We start from the raw sequence: 18,960 nt of genomic DNA on the forward strand, positions 1-18,960 counted from the left end.
CGAGCAGTTGGCCAGCATGGCGGCCATCCATTTGAGCTGGAACAGGCTGCCGTCCAGGCGGATCGCCAAGGGCGCGTGCTTTTTGAAAAGCCATTTGATCGCCTTGAGCGGAATGCCGGGCGCGGCCCAGGGCGTGGAATAGCCCGGCGACACCTGGCCGGCATTGGCGTAGCTGGTCTCCTGCGCCGCGGCGGGCTGGCGGTCCAGCACGGTCACTTTGGCGCCCTGCCGGGCCAGGTAGTAAGCGGTGGTGGTGCCGATGACGCCGCTGCCGAGGACGATCACATGCATGATTCTTTCCGGTATTTGGATTTGTCTGGGAATTTCGGTAGTCTATGACCCCATCGGCAGTGAAAAACACTGAAGTTTTTGCTTTACCAGTGGTTTTTCTCGGGCCCACCTTGTTTTTCATCTGGCAGTAGTGAAATGCGCGACCTCGACCGAATTGACCTCAAAATCCTCGATATCCTGCAGCGCGAAGGCCGCATTTCAGTCACCGAATTGGCCGAACGCGTAAGCCTGTCGGCCACCCCCTGCTCCGATCGCGTCAAGCGCATGGAGCGCGAAGGCGTCATCACGGGTTACCATGCGCGCGTCAATCCGGCGGCGCTCGGCAAGAACTTGCTGGTCTTCCTGGAGATCAAGCTGTCGGCCAAGTCGGGCGACGTCTTTGACAAGGTCAAGCAGGAACTGCTGTATGTCCCCGAGGTGATGGAATGCCACCTGGTGTCGGGCGAATTCGACTACCTGGTCAAGGCGCGCCTGTCTGAAATGAATGAGTACCGCCGTCTTCTGGGCGAAATCCTCAAGCGGCTGCCCGCGTCTGCCGAGTCTCACAGCTACATCGTGATGGAGGAGATCAAGGAGACGCTCTTCCTGCCGGTGGACCGCTAGCGCCAGTTCACACTAAAAGAAGGGGTACGCCCGCCCGGCTCGGGGCGCCCGGCCACGGGCGCGCCCGCCTTGTTACCGGAAAATCCTGCGGCGGCTGCTATGCTGCGGCCCTCCCCGGCGATCCTGCATGATCGTCCGACCCTATTTTTGCTCTTGCCCATGACCCGTCTTTATAAATATTTCTTCCGCGGCCTGATCACCGTCCTGCCGCTGGCGCTGACGATCTACCTGCTTTATCTCTTTCTGGCCTGGACGGAAGGCGTGGCGCTCACGTTCCTGCGCCCCTTCATCGGCGGCTTCTATGTGCCCGGCATGGGTCTGGCGCTGGGAATTCTGGGCATTCTGGCCATCGGCTACCTGGTGTCCAAGCAGCGCGTGCAGCGCTTCCTGACGCTGGTCGAAATGCCCTTCACCAACCTGCCGGTGGTCAAGAGCATCTATTCGTCGCTCAAGAGCTTTGCGGATTATTTTTCGCCCAGCTCCAAGAACACGGCCCAGCAGGTCGTTGTCCTGCGCATCCCGGGCCAGCAGCTTGAGCTGGTGGGCCTGGTGACGCGACGCGGCACCGATGGCCTGCCCGAGGGATTCACCCAGGGCGATCGCGTCGCGGTCTACCTGCCGATGGGCTACATGATCGGCGGCTATACCGTGTTCGTGCCGCAGGAATGGGTGCAGCCCATCCAGATGTCGGTCGAGGAAGCCATGCGCTCGTCGCTGATCGCCTGGATGGCGCGGGCCGAAACCGGCGGCATCCGCCCCATGCCCACTGCCAGCCCGGAGACTGCCGCGGATAAACCCGTGGCCCAGCCTGCGACCCAGCCCGTCAGCCAACCCGCGGCCCAGTCCGCCGGCCAGTCCGCAGCACCGTCCGCAGACCAGCCCGCCGCCGCCGGGAACCCTGCCAACCCGGCAACCCCGCGCCCGCCCGGCAACGGCCCCGCCTGACCCCGCATCACCGACACCGCATCATGTCCATCATCGAATTCACGCTTGCCGAAGGCAGCCCCTACATTGAAATCAACCAACTGCTGAAGGCCACCGGCGTCGTGGACAGCGGCGGCGCGGGCAAGATGCTGGTGGCCGACGGCCAGGTCAGCGTCGGCGGCGTGGTCGAAACCCGCAAGACGGCCAAGATCCGCGATGGCCAGATCGTGACCTGCGGCGACGTGCGCATCGTGGTGCGCGCCTTTGCCGGCGACAACGACGACGGCGACAACGCCTGATTTCCTGCATATCCCGACACGCCGCGAGCCGCCATGAAATTCAAGATGTCCCAGAACTCCATCTTTGCCGTGCTGCTGCGCTCGCCGTGGTGGATGAGCGCCGGCGTGGCCGTGCTGCTCAGCGCCGGCGGCTTTGCCGCGCTGCCGCTGGAGTATGCCGCGATGGGTATCTTTGCCGCGGTGCCGTTTGCCGTGATTTCGATCATGGCCGCCTACAAGCAGCTGCGCGCGCCGTCCGGCGCCCGCGTGCAGGCGGTGACCGAAACCGTTGCCGCCATGTCCTGGGCAGACTTTTCAAAGACCGTCGAAGCAGGTTTCCGGCGCGACGGCTGTGAGGTCGAGCGCCTGCAGACGCCCGGCGCCGATTTCGCGCTGAGCAAGGACGGCCATGTGGCCATCGTCAGCGCCAAGCGTTGGAAGGCTGCCAGAAACGGCGTGGAACCGCTGCGCGAATTGCAGGCCGTGCGCGAAAAGCGCGGCGCCCGCGAAGCCATCTATATCGCGCTGGGCGACGTGTCCGACAACGCCTTGCAGTACGCCAAGGCGCAGGGCGTCTCGCTGATGACCGCCCCGGAGCTGAGCAAGCTGCTGCGCGACCTGAAAGTCTGAACGCCGCTGCGCTTTCAGACCACCATCACCGAACTGGCCGCGATGACGCGCCACATGACGGACGCTGAACCCGACGCCGAACCCGACGCCGGATCCGGCACCGCGGCGGGCGCCCAGGTTCGCATGAAGCGGAACGTGCCGTTGGCCGGCACGCCGTTGTAGCTGCCGGCGATGCGGGCCAGCACCGAGACCACCGCGCAATCCGCGCGCGGCACGATGCACTGCTCAGACAGGTCCAGCGCGTGGATCTTCAGCAATCCGCCGCGGTGCGCGTCCAGGTCATCTTCGCGCGTGACCGTCCAGCCCATGTGATTGACGAAGAGCAGGTCCGGGTCCAGCAGCGCTTCCAGCGCGGCAATGTCCGAGGACAGCATGGCCTGGCGCAGCCGTTCCTCGGCGTCCTGGATTGCGGCGGTGATCGAAGCGTGCATGGCGAGGGTTCCGGGAGTATCTTGGGATGAAAACACGCCCGCATTCTATTCGGTCATCAGCCGTCTTGCCTTGTTGCCAATGCCGCGCACGCCGCGTGGGGACATGCGCTTTAATGCACCTCCCGCCGGCTTGCGGCCACCTCGCCATTGACGAATTCCACAGATGACCTATCGAATCCTTGCCGACCTCGTGCTGGTCTTACACGGCCTGTTTGTCGCCTTCGTCGTGTTTGGCGGCCTGCTGACCCTGTGGAAGCCGCGCGTGGCCTTCTGGCATCTGCCGGCGCTGGCATGGGGCGCGTTGGTGATCGGGATGGGCTGGATCTGTCCGCTGACGCCGCTGGAAGTGTCGCTGCGCGAACGCGCGGGGCAGGAAGGCTACGCGGGCGGCTTCATCGAACACTACGTGCTGGGCATCATCTACCCCGAAGGCATCACGCGGGCGACGCAGATGCTGCTGGCCGCGCTGCTGATCGTGGGCAACCTTGTCGTCTACACCGTGTGGGCGCGCCGCCGCGCCGGCGTGCGCCGCGCGGCGGCAGCGGTCCAAAAGCGGTAGCCCATACCAAGCCGCCCCTGAACAACGCGAGCCACCCCACCCCTGCCCCGCACCGCTACAGGTTGCGCGCGATCACCAGGCGCTGGATGTCGCTTGTGCCCTCGTAAATCTGGCAGACGCGCACATCGCGATAAATGCGCTCGACCGGGAAATCCTTCAGGTAGCCGTAGCCGCCCAGCGTCTGGATCGCCGCGGAGCAGACCTTTTCGGCCATCTCGGACGCAAACAGCTTGGCCATGGACGCCTCGGTCAGCGCCGGCCGGCCGGCTTCGCGCAAGGCCGCGGCGTGCAGCACCATCTGACGGGCGGCGTGGATCTGCGTTGCCATGTCGGCCAGCCGGAACGACACGGCCTGATGGTCGATGATGGGTTTGCCGAAGGCGTGGCGATCGCGCGCGTAATCGCGCGCGCATTCGAAGGCCGCCCGCGCCATGCCCACCGACTGGGACGCAATGCCGATGCGGCCGCCTTCCAGATTGGACAGGGCGATCTTGTAGCCCTCGCCTTCTTCGCCCAGCCGCCAAGCGGCCGGGATGCGCATGTCCTCAAACGCAATCTGGCAGGTGTCGGACGCATGCTGGCCGAGCTTGTCTTCCACCCGCAGCACCTTGTAGCCCGGCGTATCGGTGGGGACGATGAACGCGGAGATGCCGCGCTTGCCCGCGTCGGGGTCGGTGACCGCGAATACGATGACCGTCTGCCCGTTGCGCCCGGACGTGATGAACTGCTTGGCGCCATTGAGGATGTAGTCGTCGCCGTCGCGCCGCGCGCGGGTATGCAGGCTGCTGGCGTCGGAGCCGGCCTGCGGCTCGGTCAGCGCGAACGCGCCGATATGCTCGCCGCGCGCCAGCGGCCGCAGGAACTGCGACTTCTGGTCGTCGTTGCCGAACTTCAGGATGGGCATGCAGCCTACCGAATTGTGGACGCTCATGATGGTGGAGCAGGCGCCGCTGCCCGCTGCGATTTCTTCCAGCGCCACCGCGTACGAGATATAACCGCTGTCGTTGCCGTCCCAGGCTTCCGGCACCAGCATGCCGAAAAAGCCCAGTTGCGCCATCTCGGCGATGGCGTCGGCGGGATAGTGGTGTTCTCGATCCCAGCGTTCGGCGTTGGGCGCCAGGCGTTCCTGCGCAAACCGGCGCGCCATCTCCTGGACGCTTTGCTGTTCGTCGGTCAAAAGCATGCTTGTCTCTCCTGATGCCGCGGGCCGGCGGGCGGACCGCGGCGCGCGTTTTATGTGGTGTGCATGACCGGCGCCGGGCGGGCGGCGCCGTGTGATTGCGAGAATACACCGGCGCTGCCCGTGACCGGGGCGCGGTCCGCCACACCCGCGGCGCGCCCTCTTAAGTCCGCGGCGCGTCCTGCTCGGCGCGCTGCTGCGCCGGTCCCATGGCGCGGCTCAGGTTGTAGGCCGTGTTGACCAACCCGATATGCGAGAAGCCCTGCGGGAAATTGCCCACCAGCCGGCCCCGCACGACGTCGTACTCTTCCGACAGCAGCCCCAGGTCGTTGCGCAGAGCCAGCAGGCGGTCGAAAAGCCGCTCCGCGTCGCCCAGCCGGCCCTGCATCACGTAAGCGTCCGCCAGCCAGAAACTGCAGGCCAAAAAGACGCCCTCCTCGCCCTCCAGCCCGTCATCGGTGTCCTCGACCGAATAGCGGCGCAGCAAGCCGCCGTGCATGAGTTCACGCTCGATCGCGTGTACGGTGCCCGCCACGCGCGGATCGCTGGCCGGCAGAAAGCCGACCTGCGGAATCAGCAGCAGGCTCGCGTCCAGCGCCGGCGATCCGTAGCTCTGCACGAAGCAGCCGCGGGTGCGGTCGTAGCCGTGCTCGCAGATGTCCTTGTGGATGCGTTCGCGCAGCCGGCGCCAGGCATCGACCGGCCCCTTCAGGCCCCAGCGCTCGCAGGCCTTGACCGCCCGGTCGAACGCCACCCAGCACATCACCCGCGAATGCGTGAAGGCGCGCCGTTCGCCCCGGACCTCCCAGATGCCGTGGTCCAGTTCGCGCCAGCGCTGCTCCAGCGGCTTGAGCAGCACGTTCTGCAAACGCCAGGCCTCGGCCAGCGGCGCCAGGTCCGCGACGCGGGCGGCATAGAGCGTATCGATGAGTTCGCCATAGATGTCGAGCTGGCTCTGCCCCGCCGCGCCATTGCCCCGGCGCACCGGCTGGCTGCCTTCGTAACCAGGCAGCCACGGAATCTCCAGCTCGGGCAGCCAGCGATCGCCGGCGATGCCATACATGATCTGCAACTGATCGGGGTGACCGGCCACCGCGCGCAGCAGCCATTGGCGCCACGCCTCGGCCTCTTCGCGATAGCCGGCATTGAGCAAGGCGTATAGCGTCAGCGCCGAGTCCCGCAACCAGCAATGGCGGTAGTCCCAATTGCGGCTGCCGCCCAGCGCTTCGGGCAGCGACGTCGTCGGCGCCGCGATGATCCCGCCCGTCGGCTGAAACGTCAGCAGTTTCAGCGTGATCAGCGAGCGCACCACCGCGTCGCGGCGTCCGTCTCCGGGTCCGTCCCAATGACAGCGCTTGGCCCATTCCTGCCACCACGACACGGTGCGGTCCATGCTTTCGACCCGATCCGGCACGAACCGCGGCGTGCGGTGCGAGCGGTGATAGGACAGCGTGAACGGCACGACGCGGCCCGGATGCAGCGAAAAGCGCGCCGTGGTCTTCATGTCGTGGCCTTCGAGCTCGATGGGCGTGTGCAGCTCGACCGCGTCCGGCCCCGCGATGGCGTTCAGCCCGTAATCGCGCCGCCGCACCCACGGCACGCTCTGGCCGTAGTTGAAGCGCAGGATGAGCTCCATGTCCATCTGCACGTGGCCAGATTCGCCCCGCACGATGCGCACCACGTCCACACGCTCGTCGTCATCGCTGAGCGGCATGAAGTCGTACACCAGCACCGATCCCGTGCGGGTCTCGAAGCGGGTCTCCAGCACCGCCGTGTCGGGCACGTAGCGGCGGGACGTCGACTTGACCTTGCCGTGCGGCGCGATCAGCCAGCGCCCGTGTTGCTGGTCGCCCAGCAAGGCGGCAAAGCACGCGGGCGAATCGAAATGCGGCAGGCACAGCCAGTCGATCGATCCGTCGCGCGCCACCAGCGCAGCGGACAACATGTTGCCGATGAGTCCGTAGTCTTCCAGGGGTTTTGACATGCCGGCCTCAGCCCGCGCCGCGGAATTCGGGGTACAGCGTCATGCCGCCGTCCACGAAGAGCGTGGTGCCGGTGACGTAGTCGGACGCATCGCTTGCCAGCCATACGGCCGCCTGCGCGATGTCCTCGGGCTCGCCGATCCGGCCATAGGGGATGAGCTCCAGCAGCTTGGCCAGCGCCTGCGGCGTGTCCCACGCCGGCTGATTGATCGCGGTGCGGATGGCGCCGGGCGCGATGGAATTGACGCGGATGCGGCCGGGCGCCAGCTCCTGCGCCAGCGATTTCATCAGCAGCGAAATGCCGCCCTTGGACGCGGCGTAATTCACCTGGAACGCCCAGGGGATCACTTCGTGCACCGAGCTGATGAAGAGGATGTTGCCCACGGAGCGGTTCTGGCGAGCCGGGTCCGGGGGTTGCGATTTGAAGGCCCGGGCCGCGGCACGTGCGCACAGGAAGTGGCCGGTCAGGTTCACGTCGATCACCCGCTGCCAATCGGCAAGGGTCATGTCGGCGATGGGCGACGGGTGCTCGACGCCAGCGTTGTTGACCAGGATGTCCACCCGGCCGAAGTGCTGCACGGCCTGCTCGAACAGATGGTCGACATCGGATTCGCGGCTGATGTCGGCGGCGGCCGCCACCGCCGTGCCGCCGCTGCGCTGGATCGATTCCACCACCGCCGCGCCGCGGGCCTGGGAGTCGCCGCCCGCCCGGTGGTTCACCACCACCCGCGCGCCCGCTTGCGCCAGGCCGATCGCCGTGGCGCGTCCGATGCCTGATGACGCGCCTGTCACCACGGCCACGCGGCCGTTCAGGTCAGTCGTGAGCTGCATGCCAGTCTCCTTGGCGGCCGGCGCATCTGGGGCGGCCGCCGGTGTAGAGGTTTTCAGGGTAGTCCCGCCCGCAGGGCCGGCGCAACCCGGCAGCGGTCGCGGCCGGAGCCAGCAAGCGGCATTCCGCTGTTTATCGCGGCGTAACGCAACAACATAAGTTGCATAAAAGCCGGCAACGCTCTTATCATGCAACTTATCAAGTATCGAAACTCCCTTCGAGAGGATGCCTTAATGCAATACGACGTCATCATCATCGGCGGCAGCTTTGCCGGCCTGTCCGCCGCCATGCAGCTGGCCCGCGCGCGCCGGCAGATCCTGCTGATCGATGCGGCCCTGCCCCGCAACCGCTATGCCGCGCACGCGCACGGGTTCCTGGGCCAGGACGGCGTGCCGCCGCACGAGATCGTGGCCGCGGCGCGCGCGCAGCTCGCCCGCTATCCCAGCGTTGAATTCCTGGACGGCGAGGCGGTCCAGGCCCAACCGCAGGACGGCGGGTTCGGCGTCGTCATGGCCGGCGGACGGCAGGTGCGCGGCGCACGCCTGATCCTGGCCACGGGCATGCGCGACGAGTTGCCGCCGTTGGCCGGCCTGCAGGAACGCTGGGGCCAGACCGTGCTGCACTGCCCGTATTGCCATGGCTATGAAGTCGCAGGCAATCCGCTGGGCGTGCTGGCCGCGCATCCGATGTCTGCCCATCAGGCGATGATGCTGCCCGACTGGGGCCCGACCACGTATTTCACGCAGGGGCAGTTCGAACCTTCGGCAGAGGAAGCGCAGCATCTCGCCGCGCGCGGTGTCCGCATCGAACGCGCGCCCGTCGTGGCCTTGCTGGGAGACGCGCCCGCCCTGCACGGTGTCGCGCTGGCCGATGGCCGCGAAGTGGCGCTGCGGGCACTGTTCGTCGCCAGCCGCGCGCACATGGCCAGCCCGCTTGCCGAACAGCTGGGATGCGCGTTCGACGAAGCGCCGCTGGGCCCCGTCATCCGCGTGGACGAACTCAAGCAGACCACGGTGCCCGGCGTGTATGCGGCGGGAGATGCGTCCACGCCGATGTCCAATGCCACACTGGCCAGCGCATCGGGCGTTATGGCAGGCGTGTGCGCGCATCGGTCCCTGGTCATGGAATAAGCGGTCTTCAGCCTGGACCCGAGCCCGTGCATAATGGCGAGATTGGCGGCCCGGTCTCCGGCATGGAGCACGGGCCGCATGTTCATCCGACCATGCATCCAGGAGCAGCCGTGCTGGATCCCATCCTCGCCGAACTTTCTACCACCCTGCCCGCGGCCAAGTCCGTCGAGCAACTGACGCGCCCGCTGCTGGACATGCTGGGCGCCGTCACCGGACTTGAATCGACCTATCTGACCTCGATCGACCTGAAGGCCGATCTGCAGCACATCCGTTACGCACGCAACGTCGGGCAACTGCAGATTCCGGAAGGCCTGTCCGTGCCCTGGGATGACACGCTGTGCAAGCGCGCACTGGACGAAGGCCGCATGTGCACGAGCGATGTGACGCAGTGCTGGCCGGACTCGGACGCGGCACGGCAGCTTGGCATACAGACCTACGTCAGTGCGCCCGTGCGTGCCGATGACGGCGTCCTGTACGGCACCCTATGCGCGGCCAGCGCCCGGCGGCACGACATCAACCCGCAGGCCGAAGCGGTGCTGAAACTTTTTTCGAGCGTGATCGCCAGCTTTATCGAGCGCGAGATGCTGGTCGAGCAGCTGCATGCCGCCAACGTCAGGCTCATGTCGTATGCGCTGACTGACACGCTGACGGGCCTGCCCAACCGCCGCGCGCTGTTCGAGGCGCTGGACCGCCTGCTGGCGCGCGCCGTGCGCGAAGAGGCCACCGTGCTGGTCGGCGTCATCGACCTGGATGGATTCAAGAGCATCAACGATACGTACGGCCACCAGGCGGGCGATACCTTCCTGCAGGAAACGTCGCGGCGCATCGCGGCGGCGCTGCGGGGATCGGACATGGTGGGACGCGTGGGCGGCGACGAATTCGTGCTTATCGGACCCGGGCCCGCGCTGGCCGCCAAGCGTTCGGACGCGGGCGGCGTGACGCCGCAGGCCGAGGCCGAAGAGGCGGCGCGTGCGATGGAAGAGCGCATCCTGGCCGCCACGATGGGGCGATACAAGCTGGGCGACACCACCGTTGCGTATGAAGGGGCCAGCGCGGGCGTGGTGGCGGTGGACCCGGCCGGCCTGGACGCGGAGGCCGCCGTCCGGCTGGCCGATGCCCGCATGTATGAAATCAAGTACGCGCGCCGGGCGGCGCGCGTCATTCATTGATGCGCCAAGCGACGCGCGTCATTCGATGATCGGCCGCGCGACGCATCTGCCTTCGATGCGCCGACGCGCAATCATTCGTTAAAGCGCCAGCGCGGCTATTGCAGCCGCGCCTTGAAAAACGCCCTCACGCGGGCGTTCAGGTCCTGATGGAATGCGGTGCGGTCAAAGCCCATCTCATCGCGGCAGATGCCGGGCAGCGCCTTGGCCTGTTCAGCCGAGCACGGCGCCAGAAACGCGTAATGTCCCGCGCCGGCCGCCACCTGGAAATCCGGCGCGGCGCCCAAACCCTGCCGCACCGCCTCGACGCTGGCCGGGCTGACCCCATCGCCGCCCCGCTCCGACGCCCACAACTGGACGGGCAGCGTCACACGCTTTAGCGCATCGCCGGGAAACACGTTGAGCGGATCGGCAATGACCACCGCCTTGATGCGCGCGTCCGCCGGATAGGGCTGCTGCGGCACCCTCCCGGCTGCAATATCGCGGCACATCGGCAACGACGGCTGGTCCTCGCAGATCGCCAGCCCCGCCGCCAGGTCCGGCGCCCCGCCGGCCAGCACCAGGCCCGTATACCCGCCGCGCGAAAATCCGAAGAAGCCAATCCTGTCGGGATCGACCCTTGCCTTGTCCGGCCACACGCCGGTCATGTAGTCGATCAGCCGGCGCATTTCGCGCGGCCGGGTGGAAAAGATCGACAGATATCCCTGCCGCGACTTGTCCTGCGCGTTGTCGCCCACGTGGTTGATCGCCGCCACCACGAAGCCGGCATCGGCCAGCGCGGCCGCGGTGTCGTGGTGACTGAGATACGAGCCCGCCGAGCCGTGCGACATGACGATGAGCGGATAGCGGCCTTCCGGCAGCTTGCAGCCCTGCACCCCTTGAATGGCGACGCGGCCCACCTTGATTTCGCCCGCCGATTCGGCGCAAGGCGTCCAGACCGCGCCTTGCAGACCGGGGCCGTTCTGGTCCATCGGCAGGTTCAGGCGCTGGAAGCCGGCGGCATGCGCAGCAGTGGCCGAGAGCGCCAGGACGACGGAGGCCAGAGATAGGACAAGCTTGGCGTTGGGCATGCAGGACGGAATGCAGAAGGATTCATGGGACGCGCGCCGCGCGGCTGGCGAGATTGTGACACGCTCGCCCATCCCGATCGCCCGGGCATGCAAGCCAAAAAAAACGCCACAGGCAGCCTGTGGCGTTCATGCGCTGACCGGACGGAACCGCTTACCGCACCTTCCCCGCCTTCCACACCGACAGCAGCTGCTCATAGGGAATCGTCTCTCCCTTGGGCTTTTCATTGGCCAGCTTCTTCCACGGCGCGTGCTGGTCCGACAGCCACTTGCTCGGATCGCTCTTGGGATTGAGCTTGGGCGCGCACTGCGCCATGCCCGCCCGTTCAAGCCGCGCCATCACCTGATCCATCTCGTTGGCCAGGTTGTCCATTGCGGCCTGCGGGGTCTTTTCGCCCGTGACGGCGGTGGCGACGTTCTTCCACCAGAGCTGCGCCAGCTTCGGATAGTCCGGCACGTTGGTGCCGGTGGGCGTCCACGCCACGCGCGCCGGGCTGCGGTAGAACTCGATCAAGCCGCCGTAGTTGGCTGCGTTCTTGGTGAAGAACTCGCTGTTGATGTCGCTGTCCCGGATGAAGGTCAGGCCGGTAATGGACTTCTTGAGCGACACCGACTTGGACGTGACGAACTGCGCATACAGCCACGCGGCCGCCATCTTGTCGGGGTTGGTGGACTTGAAGAAGGTCCACGATCCCACGTCCTGGTAGCCGTTCTGCATGCCGTCCTTCCAGTACGGGCCGTAAGGCGACGGGGCCATGCGCCACTTCGGCGTGCCGTCGTCGTTCACGACCGGCAGCCCCTTCTTGGTCATGTCGGCGGTGAAGGCCGTGTACCAGAAGATCTGCTGCGCGATCTGGCCCTGTGCCGGCACGGGTCCCGCTTCCGAGAAGGTCATGCCCATGGCCTGCTGCGGCGCGAATTTCTTCATCCAGTCGATGTACTTGGTCAGCGCATACACGGCGGCCGGGCTGTTCGTCGCCCCGCCCCGCGACACCGACGCGCCGACCGGCGTGCACTTGTCGTCGGCCACGCGGATGCCCCACTCATCCACCGGCATGCCGTTGGGCAGGCCCTTGTCGGCCGCGCCCGCCATCGACAGCCACGCATCGGTGAAACGCCAGCCGAGCGACGGGTCCTTCTTGCCGTAGTCCATGTGGCCATAGACGCGCTTGCCGTCGATCTCCTTGACGTCGTTGGAGAAGAACGTGGCGATGTCTTCGTACGCCGACCAGTTGGTGGGCACGCCTAGGTCATAGCCGTACTTGGCCTTGAATTTTTCCTTCAGGTCCGGCCGCGCAAACCAGTCCGCGCGGAACCAGTACACGTTGGCGAACTGCTGGTCCGGCAACTGGTACAGCTTGCCGTCGGGCGCGGTGGTGAACTTGGTGCCGATGAAGTCCTTCAGGTCCAGGTCCGGATTGGTCCATTCCTTGCCGGCCCCGGCCATGTAGTCGGACAGCGGCAGGATGGCGCCGTAGCGGTAGTGGGTCCCGATCAGGTCGGAATCGGAGATCCAGCCGTCGTAGATGGACTTGCCGGACTGCATGGACGTCTGCAGCTTCTCGACGACGTCGCCTTCCTGGATGAGGTCGTGATTGACCTTGATGCCGGTGATTTCGGCAAAGGCCTTGGCCAGCACCTTGGACTCGTACTCGTGCGTGGTGATGGTTTCGGACACCACGCTGACTTCATTGACGCCCTTGGCCTTGAGCTTGGCCGCGGCGTCGATGAACCATTTCATTTCGGCCATCTGCTGTTCCTTGGACAGCGACGAAGGCTGGAACTCCGAATCGACCCACTTCTTTGCCTCCGGCTCGCCGGCCCAAGCCCCTGACGTTCCGATCAGGGCGATAGCGGCCGCCATGGCGTGCATGCGCAATTTCATGACCTGTCTCCTCGATAAGTCTTCCCCTATCGTGCTGCGGACCGCTGGCCGGGGAAGACGCTGGCCGATAGTCCTTTACCTGACTGCCCGAAACCAACGAAGGGTCTGACGCCCTTCTCTCACCCTTTCTTCATGATGAACGCCAGCAGCAGCATGGACAGCACGAAGCTGATCCACACCGATGGCGGCTGATCCAGCGAAAACCACTCGGCCGCCTTCTGGCCGAAGCCCAGAAACGCCAGGTTCAGCCACGCGGCGGCCATCAGGCCGATGAACAGCCGGTCGCCGCGCGTGGTGCGCAGGGGCAGAAACCCCTTGCGCTCCTGCGTGGGCGACTTCAGTTCCCAGATCGTCATGCCCACCAGCATCAGCACGATGCAGCTGAAGAACACGGCGACCGGGGTGGTCCAGACCATCCAGCTGAACATGGGTGCGCCCTCCTTTTCCCGATGCCTACACGCGGCCCATCGCGAATCCCTTCGCGATGTAGTGCCGCACGAACCAGATGACGATGCCGCCCGGCACGATGGTCAGCACGCCCGCGGCCGCCAGCACGCCCCAATCCATGCCCGAGGCCGACACCGTCCGCGTCATGGTGGCGACGATGGGCTTGGCGTTCACCGACGTCAGCGTGCGCGCCAGCAGCAGCTCCACCCAGCTGAACATGAAGCAGAAGAACGCCGCCACGCCCACGCCCGACTTGATGAGCGGCAGGAAGATCGTCAGGAAAAAACGCGGAAACGAATAGCCGTCCACATAGGCGGTCTCGTCGATCTCGCGCGGCACGCCGGACATGAAGCCTTCCAGGATCCAGACCGCCAGCGGCACGTTGAACACCAGGTGCGCCAGCGCCACGGCGAGGTGCGTGTCCATCAGGCCGAACGAGCTGTAGAGCTGGAAGAACGGCAAGAGGAACACGGCCGGCGGCGTCATGCGGTTGGTGAGCAGCCAGAAGAACACGTGCTTGTCGCCGATGAACCGGTAGCGCGAGAACGCGTAGGCGGCCGGCAGCGCCACGGCCAGCGAGACGACCGTGTTGATGACCACGTAGATCAGCGAATTGATGTAGCCCGAATACCAGGCCGGATCCGTGAAAATGGTGCGGTAATGCTCGAACGTGAAGTCGCGCGGCCAGAGGGTCAGCGTGCTGACGATCTCGGTGTTCGTCTTGAACGACATGTTCAGCATCCAGTACAGCGGCAGGATGGCGAACACCAGGTACAGCGTCAGGAAGGCGCCGCGCCACCAGGTGGATTTCTCACGCATTGCCCCGCTCCTCGTCGAAACCGCCCGTGGTGCCCGCGCGCTGCATCCAGTTGTAGAGGATGAAGCAGAGCAGCAGGATGATCAGGAAGTAGATGATCGAAAACGCCGCGGCCGGCCCCAGGTCGAACTGCCCCACCGCCTTTTGCGTCAGGTACTGCGACAGGAAGGTGGTGGCGTTGCCGGGGCCGCCGCCGGTCAGCACGAACGGCTCGGTGTAGATCATGAAGCTGTCCATGAACCGCAGCAGCACCGCGATCATCAGCACGCCGCGCATCTTGGGCAGCTGGATGTAGCGGAACACGGCAAAGCGCGAAGCGCCGTCGATCCGCGCGGCCTGGTAGTAGGCGTCCGGAATGGCGCGCAGCCCCGCGTAACACAGCAGCGCGACCAGCGGCGTCCAGTGCCACACGTCCATGACCAGCACGGTGACCCAGGCATCGACGTCGTTGCCGGTGTAGTTGTAGTCCACGCCCAGCCACGACAGCGTGGCGCCGAGCAGGCCGATGTCGGTGCGCCCGAACACCTGCCAGATGGTGCCCACGACGTTCCACGGAATCAGCAGGGACAACGCGATGATGACCAGCACGGCCGACGCGCGCCAGCCGCTGGCGGGCATCGACAGCGCCAGCAGGATGCCCAGCGGGATCTGGATCAGCAGCACCGCAAACGAAAACCCGATCTGCCTGAACAGCGCGCCGTGCAGTTCATCGTCCTGCAGCACGGCGGCGAACCATTCCGTGCCGACGAACACGCGGCGCTCGGGCGAGATGATGTCCTGCACCGAATAATTGACGATGGTCATCAACGGCAGGATGGCCGAGAACGCCACGCACAGCACGACCGGCATGACCAGGAACCAGGCCCGGTGATCGGCGGGTTTCATCGGATCAGCTCCTCGTCGCGGTAGAAGCAGGTGTGGGGATTGAGCACGGTCAGCCACACCGTGGCGTTCTTGCCGCCGGCGACCACGTTGCTGCCCAGGCGCGCGCGCACCGGCGTGCCTTCAAAGTCGGCGACCAGCAACGTGTAGGTGCCCACGTCCTGCACGCGTTCCACGCGCATCGGGACGGCGCCGGCGGTCCCGGCTTCGGCAACCCGCAGGTATTCGGGACGCACGCCCAGCTTGACGGGACCGGCGCCTTCCAGTTTGGCGGCCAGCTCGGCCGGCACGCCTTGCAGCCGGTGCTGGCCCACCATCAGCGCCCCATCGCGCCATTGGGCCGGCAGGAAGTTCATGCCCGGCGACCCGATGAAGTGGCCCACGAAGGTATGCGCGGGCCGCTCGAACAGATCATCCGCGCTGCCCACCTGCACGGCGCGGCCGCGCGCCATGACCATGACCTGGTCGGCAAAGGTCAGCGCCTCGGTCTGGTCGTGGGTCACATAGATCAGCGTCAGCTTGAACTCGTGATGGATCTCCTTGAGCTTGCGGCGCAGCTCCCACTTGAGCTGCGGGTCGATCACCGTAAGCGGTTCGTCAAAGAGAATTGCGGACACGTCGCTGCGCACCAGTCCGCGGCCCAGCGAGATCTTCTGCTTGGCATCCGCCGTCAGGCCGCTGGCCCGGCGGTCCAGGACGTTGGACATTTCCAGCATTTCGGCGATGCGGCCGACGCGCTCACGGATGCGCTCGGGCGGCACGCCCCGGTTGCGCAGCGGAAACGCCAGGTTGTCGGCGACCGTCATGGTGTCGTACACCACCGGAAACTGGAACACCTGCGCGATGTTGCGCGCCTGCGGGGTCTGGTCGGTGACGTCGCGCCCGTCGAACAGGATGCGCCCGTGCGACGGCCGCAAGAGGCCGGACACGCAATTGAGCAGCGTGGTCTTCCCGCAGCCGGAGGGCCCGAGCAAGGCGTAGGCGCCGCCGTCGCGGAAGGTGAACTGCAGCGGCAGCAGCGCGTAGTCGTCGTCGGACTTGGGATGGGCGACGTACGAATGGGACAGGTCCAGCTCGATCTGCGCCATCAGGCCACCTCCCCCGCCCCCGCCGGCTGCCGGGGCGCCGCGAGCAGCGCGCCGTCCGGGCCAAACGCGTAGGTCTGCGCGGGGTCGAAGTACAGCCGCACGTGCTCGTCCAGCGTGTAGCGGTGCACGCCGGGCAGTTGCGCGACCACGTCGCCCGCTGCCGTCTCGGCGTGGACAAAGGTGTCGGACCCGGAGATCTCGGCCAGCTTGACCCGGCCGGGGAGCTCGACGTGGCCGGGCCGCGATTCCACATCCAGGGCGCCGGCGCGCAGGCCGGCCGTGATCTCGGCGGCGGCGCCCGCCGGCAGCGCGCGATCCACCGCCACGTCGCCCTGCAGCACGAAACCGCCGTTGTGCCGGCGGGCGGCGAACAGATTCATGGGCGGGTCGCTGAAGGCGCGCGCCACCCGGATCGAGTTGGGCCGGTGAAAGACCTCGGCCGTGGGACCGTATTGCAGCAGTTCGCCCGCGTCGAGCACGGCGGTGTGGCCGCCCAGCAACAGCGCCTCGCCCGGTTCGGTGGTGGCGTACACCACCGTCGAACGGCCCTGCGCGAACAATTCCGAGAGTTCGTCGCGCAATTCCTCGCGCAGCTTGTAGTCCAGATTGACCAGCGGCTCGTCCAGCAGGATCAGCGGCGCGTCCTTGGCCAGCGCCCGCGCCAGCGCCACCCGCTGCTGCTGCCCGCCCGACAGCTCGGACGGATAGCGGTCGAGCAGATGGTCGATGTGCAGCCGCGACGCCATGGCGTGGACTTTTTCAGGTGTGTCGCGCTCGCCGCGCAGCTTGAGCGGCGAGGCGATGTTGTCGTAGACCGACATGGACGGATAGTTGATGAACTGCTGGTAGACCATCGCCACGTTGCGCTGGCGGACCGGCACGCCGGTGACGTCGACGCCATCGGCCAGCACGCGGCCTTCGGAAGGCCGGTCCAGTCCGGCCATGATGCGCATCAGCGAGGTCTTGCCGGCCAGGGTGGCCCCCAGCAGGACGGTCATGGCGCCCGGAACCGGGGCCAGGCTCATGGGATACAGGTGCGTCTGCGAGCCGGCCCGCAAAGCTATCCCGTCCAAGGTCAGCTGCATCTAGTCTCCTCAACCTACTTATACGTCCCTGTTTTCTACGGACTTCGGTATTCGGCACAGCGTCCCAGCCTGCGTGCCCGGGCTTTTTATGCGCGGACACAACACGATGAGCATACTCTTTCAGATGGCTTTCGTTTTTTGTGCGTTTTACTGAAGAAGCGAACAAAAAACAATCTTGCGGTGCGTCATTATTTTTCGCTTTTGTTGTTTTATCATTCGAACATGACACTGAATCCACGACAGAGCGCGCTGATCGAAATGGTGCGGGCCCAGGGCTCGGCCTCGATTGAGGAGCTCGCCAAACGCTTCGACGTCACGCTGCAGACCGTGCGGCGGGACGTCAACATCCTTTCCGAAGCCGGCCTGCTGTCGCGCTTTCATGGCGGGGTGCGCATCGAGGCGTCCACCATCGAGAACATCGCGTACCGCAAGCGCCAGGGCCTGCACGCCGCGGGCAAGCAACGCATCGCCGAAGCCGTGGCGCGCGCCGTGCCGGACGGCTGTTCGCTGATCCTGAACATCGGCACCACCACCGAGGCCATCGCACGCGCGCTGCTGCGCCATCGCGGGCTGCGCGTCATCACGAACAACCTGCACGTGGCCGACATCCTGTCCGACAACCCGGATTGCGAAGTCATCGTCGCCGGCGGCGTGGTGCGCTCGCGCGACCGCGGCATCGTCGGCGAAGCCACGATGGACTTCATCCGCCAGTTCAAGGTCGACATCGGCCTGATCGGCATCTCCGGCATCGAGGCCGACGGCACCCTGCGCGACTACGACTTCCGCGAAGTGCGCGTGGCCCGCACGATCATCGAGCAGTCGCGCGAGGTCTGGCTGGCCGCCGACAGCAGCAAGTTCAAGCGCCAGGCCATGGTGGAACTGGCGCATATCTCGCAGATTGACCGCTTCTTCACCGACGCGCATCCGCAGGAACCACTGGCGCAAGTGTTGCTGGACGCCGGCGTGCGCTGCGACGTCGCCGCCGCGCCGCACGCCCCCAAACCCACACCCTGACGCGCGCGCCGCTGCGGCCTTACCGTCCGCCCAGCCCCGCCGCCAAGCACATCGACGCATTTACCTCGCGGCCCCGCCGCCCCCAAAGAACATGAACCAACCCCTCGCCTCCGTCACCCCGCCCGACCGCAGCCGCCTTCTGAACACGCTGGACAACACGCACTCCTGGGACGTCATCGTCATCGGCGGCGGCGCCACCGGCCTGGGCACGGCGGTCGATGCCGCGGCGCGCGGCTACCGGACCCTGCTGATCGAAGGCGCCGACTTTGCCAAGGGCACGTCCAGCAAGGCCACCAAGCTGGTGCACGGCGGTGTGCGCTACCTGGCGCAAGGCAACGTCAGCCTGGTGCGCGAGGCGCTGCACGAACGCGGCCTGCTCAACCGCAACGCGCCGCATCTGGTGTGGCCGCTGGGCTTCGTGGTGCCGGCCTACACCATGCTGGACCAGCCCTTCTACGGCATCGGCCTGAAGATGTACGACATGCTGGCCGGCAAGTTGAACCTTTCGCCCAGCCGCTGGCTGTCGCGCCGTGAAACGCTGGCCAATGCCCCCACCCTGGCCGAAACCGTCAGCGGGCGCAGCCTGAAAGGCGGCGTGCTGTATTACGACGGCCAGTTCGACGACGCGCGCCTGGCCATGAGCCTGATGCGCACGCTGTTCGACCTGGGCGG

The 18,960-nt window shown here is 66.3% G+C and carries 21 protein-coding genes; 9 read left to right on the forward strand and 12 right to left on the reverse strand.

Annotated features, from left to right (window positions below):
- Positions 1-306 (reverse strand): FAD-dependent oxidoreductase (locus tag RT697_RS23385; RefSeq protein WP_409517479.1); only part of this gene is annotated, 306 nt, incomplete at its 3' end.
- 120 nt (positions 307-426) lie between these two features.
- On the opposite strand from RT697_RS23385, the gene RT697_RS23390 reads away from it, so the two are divergent.
- From RT697_RS23390 to RT697_RS23405, 4 genes are all read left to right on the forward strand, one after another.
- Complete coding sequence (locus RT697_RS23390) at positions 427-894, forward strand: winged helix-turn-helix transcriptional regulator (RefSeq protein WP_175121736.1); 468 nt, start codon at positions 427-429, stop codon at positions 892-894.
- Between the two features lie 159 nt (positions 895-1,053).
- Complete coding sequence (locus RT697_RS23395; RefSeq protein WP_313702106.1) at positions 1,054-1,839, forward strand: DUF502 domain-containing protein; 786 nt, start codon at positions 1,054-1,056, stop codon at positions 1,837-1,839.
- A gap of 23 nt (positions 1,840-1,862) precedes the next feature.
- Complete coding sequence (locus RT697_RS23400; RefSeq protein WP_313702107.1) at positions 1,863-2,117, forward strand: RNA-binding S4 domain-containing protein; 255 nt, start codon at positions 1,863-1,865, stop codon at positions 2,115-2,117.
- A 33-nt stretch (positions 2,118-2,150) separates the two neighbouring features.
- On the forward strand, positions 2,151-2,726 hold the full coding sequence (locus RT697_RS23405; protein ID WP_313702108.1) for a restriction endonuclease: 576 nt from the start codon (positions 2,151-2,153) through the stop codon (positions 2,724-2,726).
- A 14-nt stretch (positions 2,727-2,740) separates the two neighbouring features.
- Here RT697_RS23405 and RT697_RS23410 read toward each other — a convergent pair whose 3' ends face one another.
- Positions 2,741-3,157 carry a nuclear transport factor 2 family protein gene (locus tag RT697_RS23410; protein WP_313702109.1) on the reverse strand — a complete coding sequence of 139 codons (417 nt, stop codon included), beginning with the start codon at positions 3,155-3,157 and terminating at the stop codon, positions 2,741-2,743.
- Positions 3,158-3,320: 163 nt separating this feature from the next.
- Here RT697_RS23410 and RT697_RS23415 point away from each other — a divergent pair, with 163 nt between their 5' ends.
- Positions 3,321-3,716 (forward strand): DUF2784 domain-containing protein, encoded by a 396-nt coding sequence (locus tag RT697_RS23415; protein WP_313702110.1) that lies wholly within the window; start codon positions 3,321-3,323, stop codon positions 3,714-3,716.
- Positions 3,717-3,771: 55 nt separating this feature from the next.
- Here RT697_RS23415 and RT697_RS23420 read toward each other — a convergent pair whose 3' ends face one another.
- From RT697_RS23420 to RT697_RS23430, 3 genes are all read right to left on the reverse strand, one after another.
- On the reverse strand, positions 3,772-4,899 hold the full coding sequence (locus RT697_RS23420; protein WP_313702111.1) for an acyl-CoA dehydrogenase family protein: 1,128 nt from the start codon (positions 4,897-4,899) through the stop codon (positions 3,772-3,774).
- Positions 4,900-5,059: 160 nt separating this feature from the next.
- On the reverse strand, positions 5,060-6,880 hold the full coding sequence (locus tag RT697_RS23425) for a glycoside hydrolase family 15 protein (RefSeq protein ID WP_313702112.1): 1,821 nt from the start codon (positions 6,878-6,880) through the stop codon (positions 5,060-5,062).
- A gap of 7 nt (positions 6,881-6,887) precedes the next feature.
- Positions 6,888-7,709, reverse strand: a complete 822-nt coding sequence (locus tag RT697_RS23430; protein WP_313702113.1) for an SDR family oxidoreductase — start codon at positions 7,707-7,709, stop codon at positions 6,888-6,890.
- A 231-nt stretch (positions 7,710-7,940) separates the two neighbouring features.
- Here RT697_RS23430 and RT697_RS23435 point away from each other — a divergent pair, with 231 nt between their 5' ends.
- Together RT697_RS23435 and RT697_RS23440 are read left to right on the forward strand one after the other, a co-directional pair.
- The gene (locus RT697_RS23435) at positions 7,941-8,837 is read left to right on the forward strand and encodes an NAD(P)/FAD-dependent oxidoreductase (RefSeq protein WP_313702114.1); all 897 of its coding nucleotides are present in this window, start codon (positions 7,941-7,943) and stop codon (positions 8,835-8,837) included.
- A gap of 113 nt (positions 8,838-8,950) precedes the next feature.
- Positions 8,951-10,006, forward strand: a complete 1,056-nt coding sequence (locus RT697_RS23440) for a sensor domain-containing diguanylate cyclase (RefSeq protein WP_313702121.1) — start codon at positions 8,951-8,953, stop codon at positions 10,004-10,006.
- 95 nt (positions 10,007-10,101) lie between these two features.
- Here RT697_RS23440 and RT697_RS23445 read toward each other — a convergent pair whose 3' ends face one another.
- From RT697_RS23445 to RT697_RS23475, 7 genes are all read right to left on the reverse strand, one after another.
- Positions 10,102-11,073, reverse strand: a complete 972-nt coding sequence (locus RT697_RS23445) for a dienelactone hydrolase family protein (protein WP_313702115.1) — start codon at positions 11,071-11,073, stop codon at positions 10,102-10,104.
- A 151-nt stretch (positions 11,074-11,224) separates the two neighbouring features.
- A complete protein-coding gene (locus RT697_RS23450) occupies positions 11,225-12,955 on the reverse strand; it encodes an ABC transporter substrate-binding protein (protein ID WP_313702116.1) in 1,731 nt (576 codons plus the stop codon).
- 119 nt (positions 12,956-13,074) lie between these two features.
- The gene (locus RT697_RS23455; RefSeq protein WP_108005610.1) at positions 13,075-13,383 is read right to left on the reverse strand and encodes a DUF2160 domain-containing protein; all 309 of its coding nucleotides are present in this window, start codon (positions 13,381-13,383) and stop codon (positions 13,075-13,077) included.
- A 25-nt stretch (positions 13,384-13,408) separates the two neighbouring features.
- The gene (locus RT697_RS23460) at positions 13,409-14,221 is read right to left on the reverse strand and encodes a carbohydrate ABC transporter permease (RefSeq protein ID WP_312436747.1); all 813 of its coding nucleotides are present in this window, start codon (positions 14,219-14,221) and stop codon (positions 13,409-13,411) included.
- The gene (locus tag RT697_RS23465) at positions 14,214-15,104 is read right to left on the reverse strand and encodes a sugar ABC transporter permease (RefSeq protein ID WP_313702117.1); all 891 of its coding nucleotides are present in this window, start codon (positions 15,102-15,104) and stop codon (positions 14,214-14,216) included. Before RT697_RS23465 ends, RT697_RS23460 begins: the two co-directional genes overlap by 8 nt.
- On the reverse strand, positions 15,101-16,189 hold the full coding sequence (locus tag RT697_RS23470; RefSeq protein WP_313702118.1) for an ABC transporter ATP-binding protein: 1,089 nt from the start codon (positions 16,187-16,189) through the stop codon (positions 15,101-15,103). Before RT697_RS23470 ends, RT697_RS23465 begins: the two co-directional genes overlap by 4 nt.
- Positions 16,189-17,274, reverse strand: coding sequence for an ABC transporter ATP-binding protein (locus tag RT697_RS23475; protein WP_313702119.1), 1,086 nt, complete (start codon positions 17,272-17,274; stop codon positions 16,189-16,191). The genes RT697_RS23470 and RT697_RS23475 overlap by 1 nt, the downstream gene beginning before the upstream one ends.
- Before the next feature lie 222 nt (positions 17,275-17,496).
- On the opposite strand from RT697_RS23475, the gene RT697_RS23480 reads away from it, so the two are divergent.
- Together RT697_RS23480 and RT697_RS23485 are read left to right on the forward strand one after the other, a co-directional pair.
- Positions 17,497-18,288 carry a DeoR/GlpR family DNA-binding transcription regulator gene (locus tag RT697_RS23480; RefSeq protein WP_313621836.1) on the forward strand — a complete coding sequence of 264 codons (792 nt, stop codon included), beginning with the start codon at positions 17,497-17,499 and terminating at the stop codon, positions 18,286-18,288.
- A gap of 91 nt (positions 18,289-18,379) precedes the next feature.
- Positions 18,380-18,960: FAD-dependent oxidoreductase (locus RT697_RS23485; protein ID WP_313702120.1), on the forward strand; the 581-nt coding region annotated here is incomplete at its 3' end.

Origin of the sequence: Achromobacter sp., assembly GCF_032113835.1 — a bacterium.
Classification (GTDB): domain Bacteria; phylum Pseudomonadota; class Gammaproteobacteria; order Burkholderiales; family Burkholderiaceae_B; genus Achromobacter.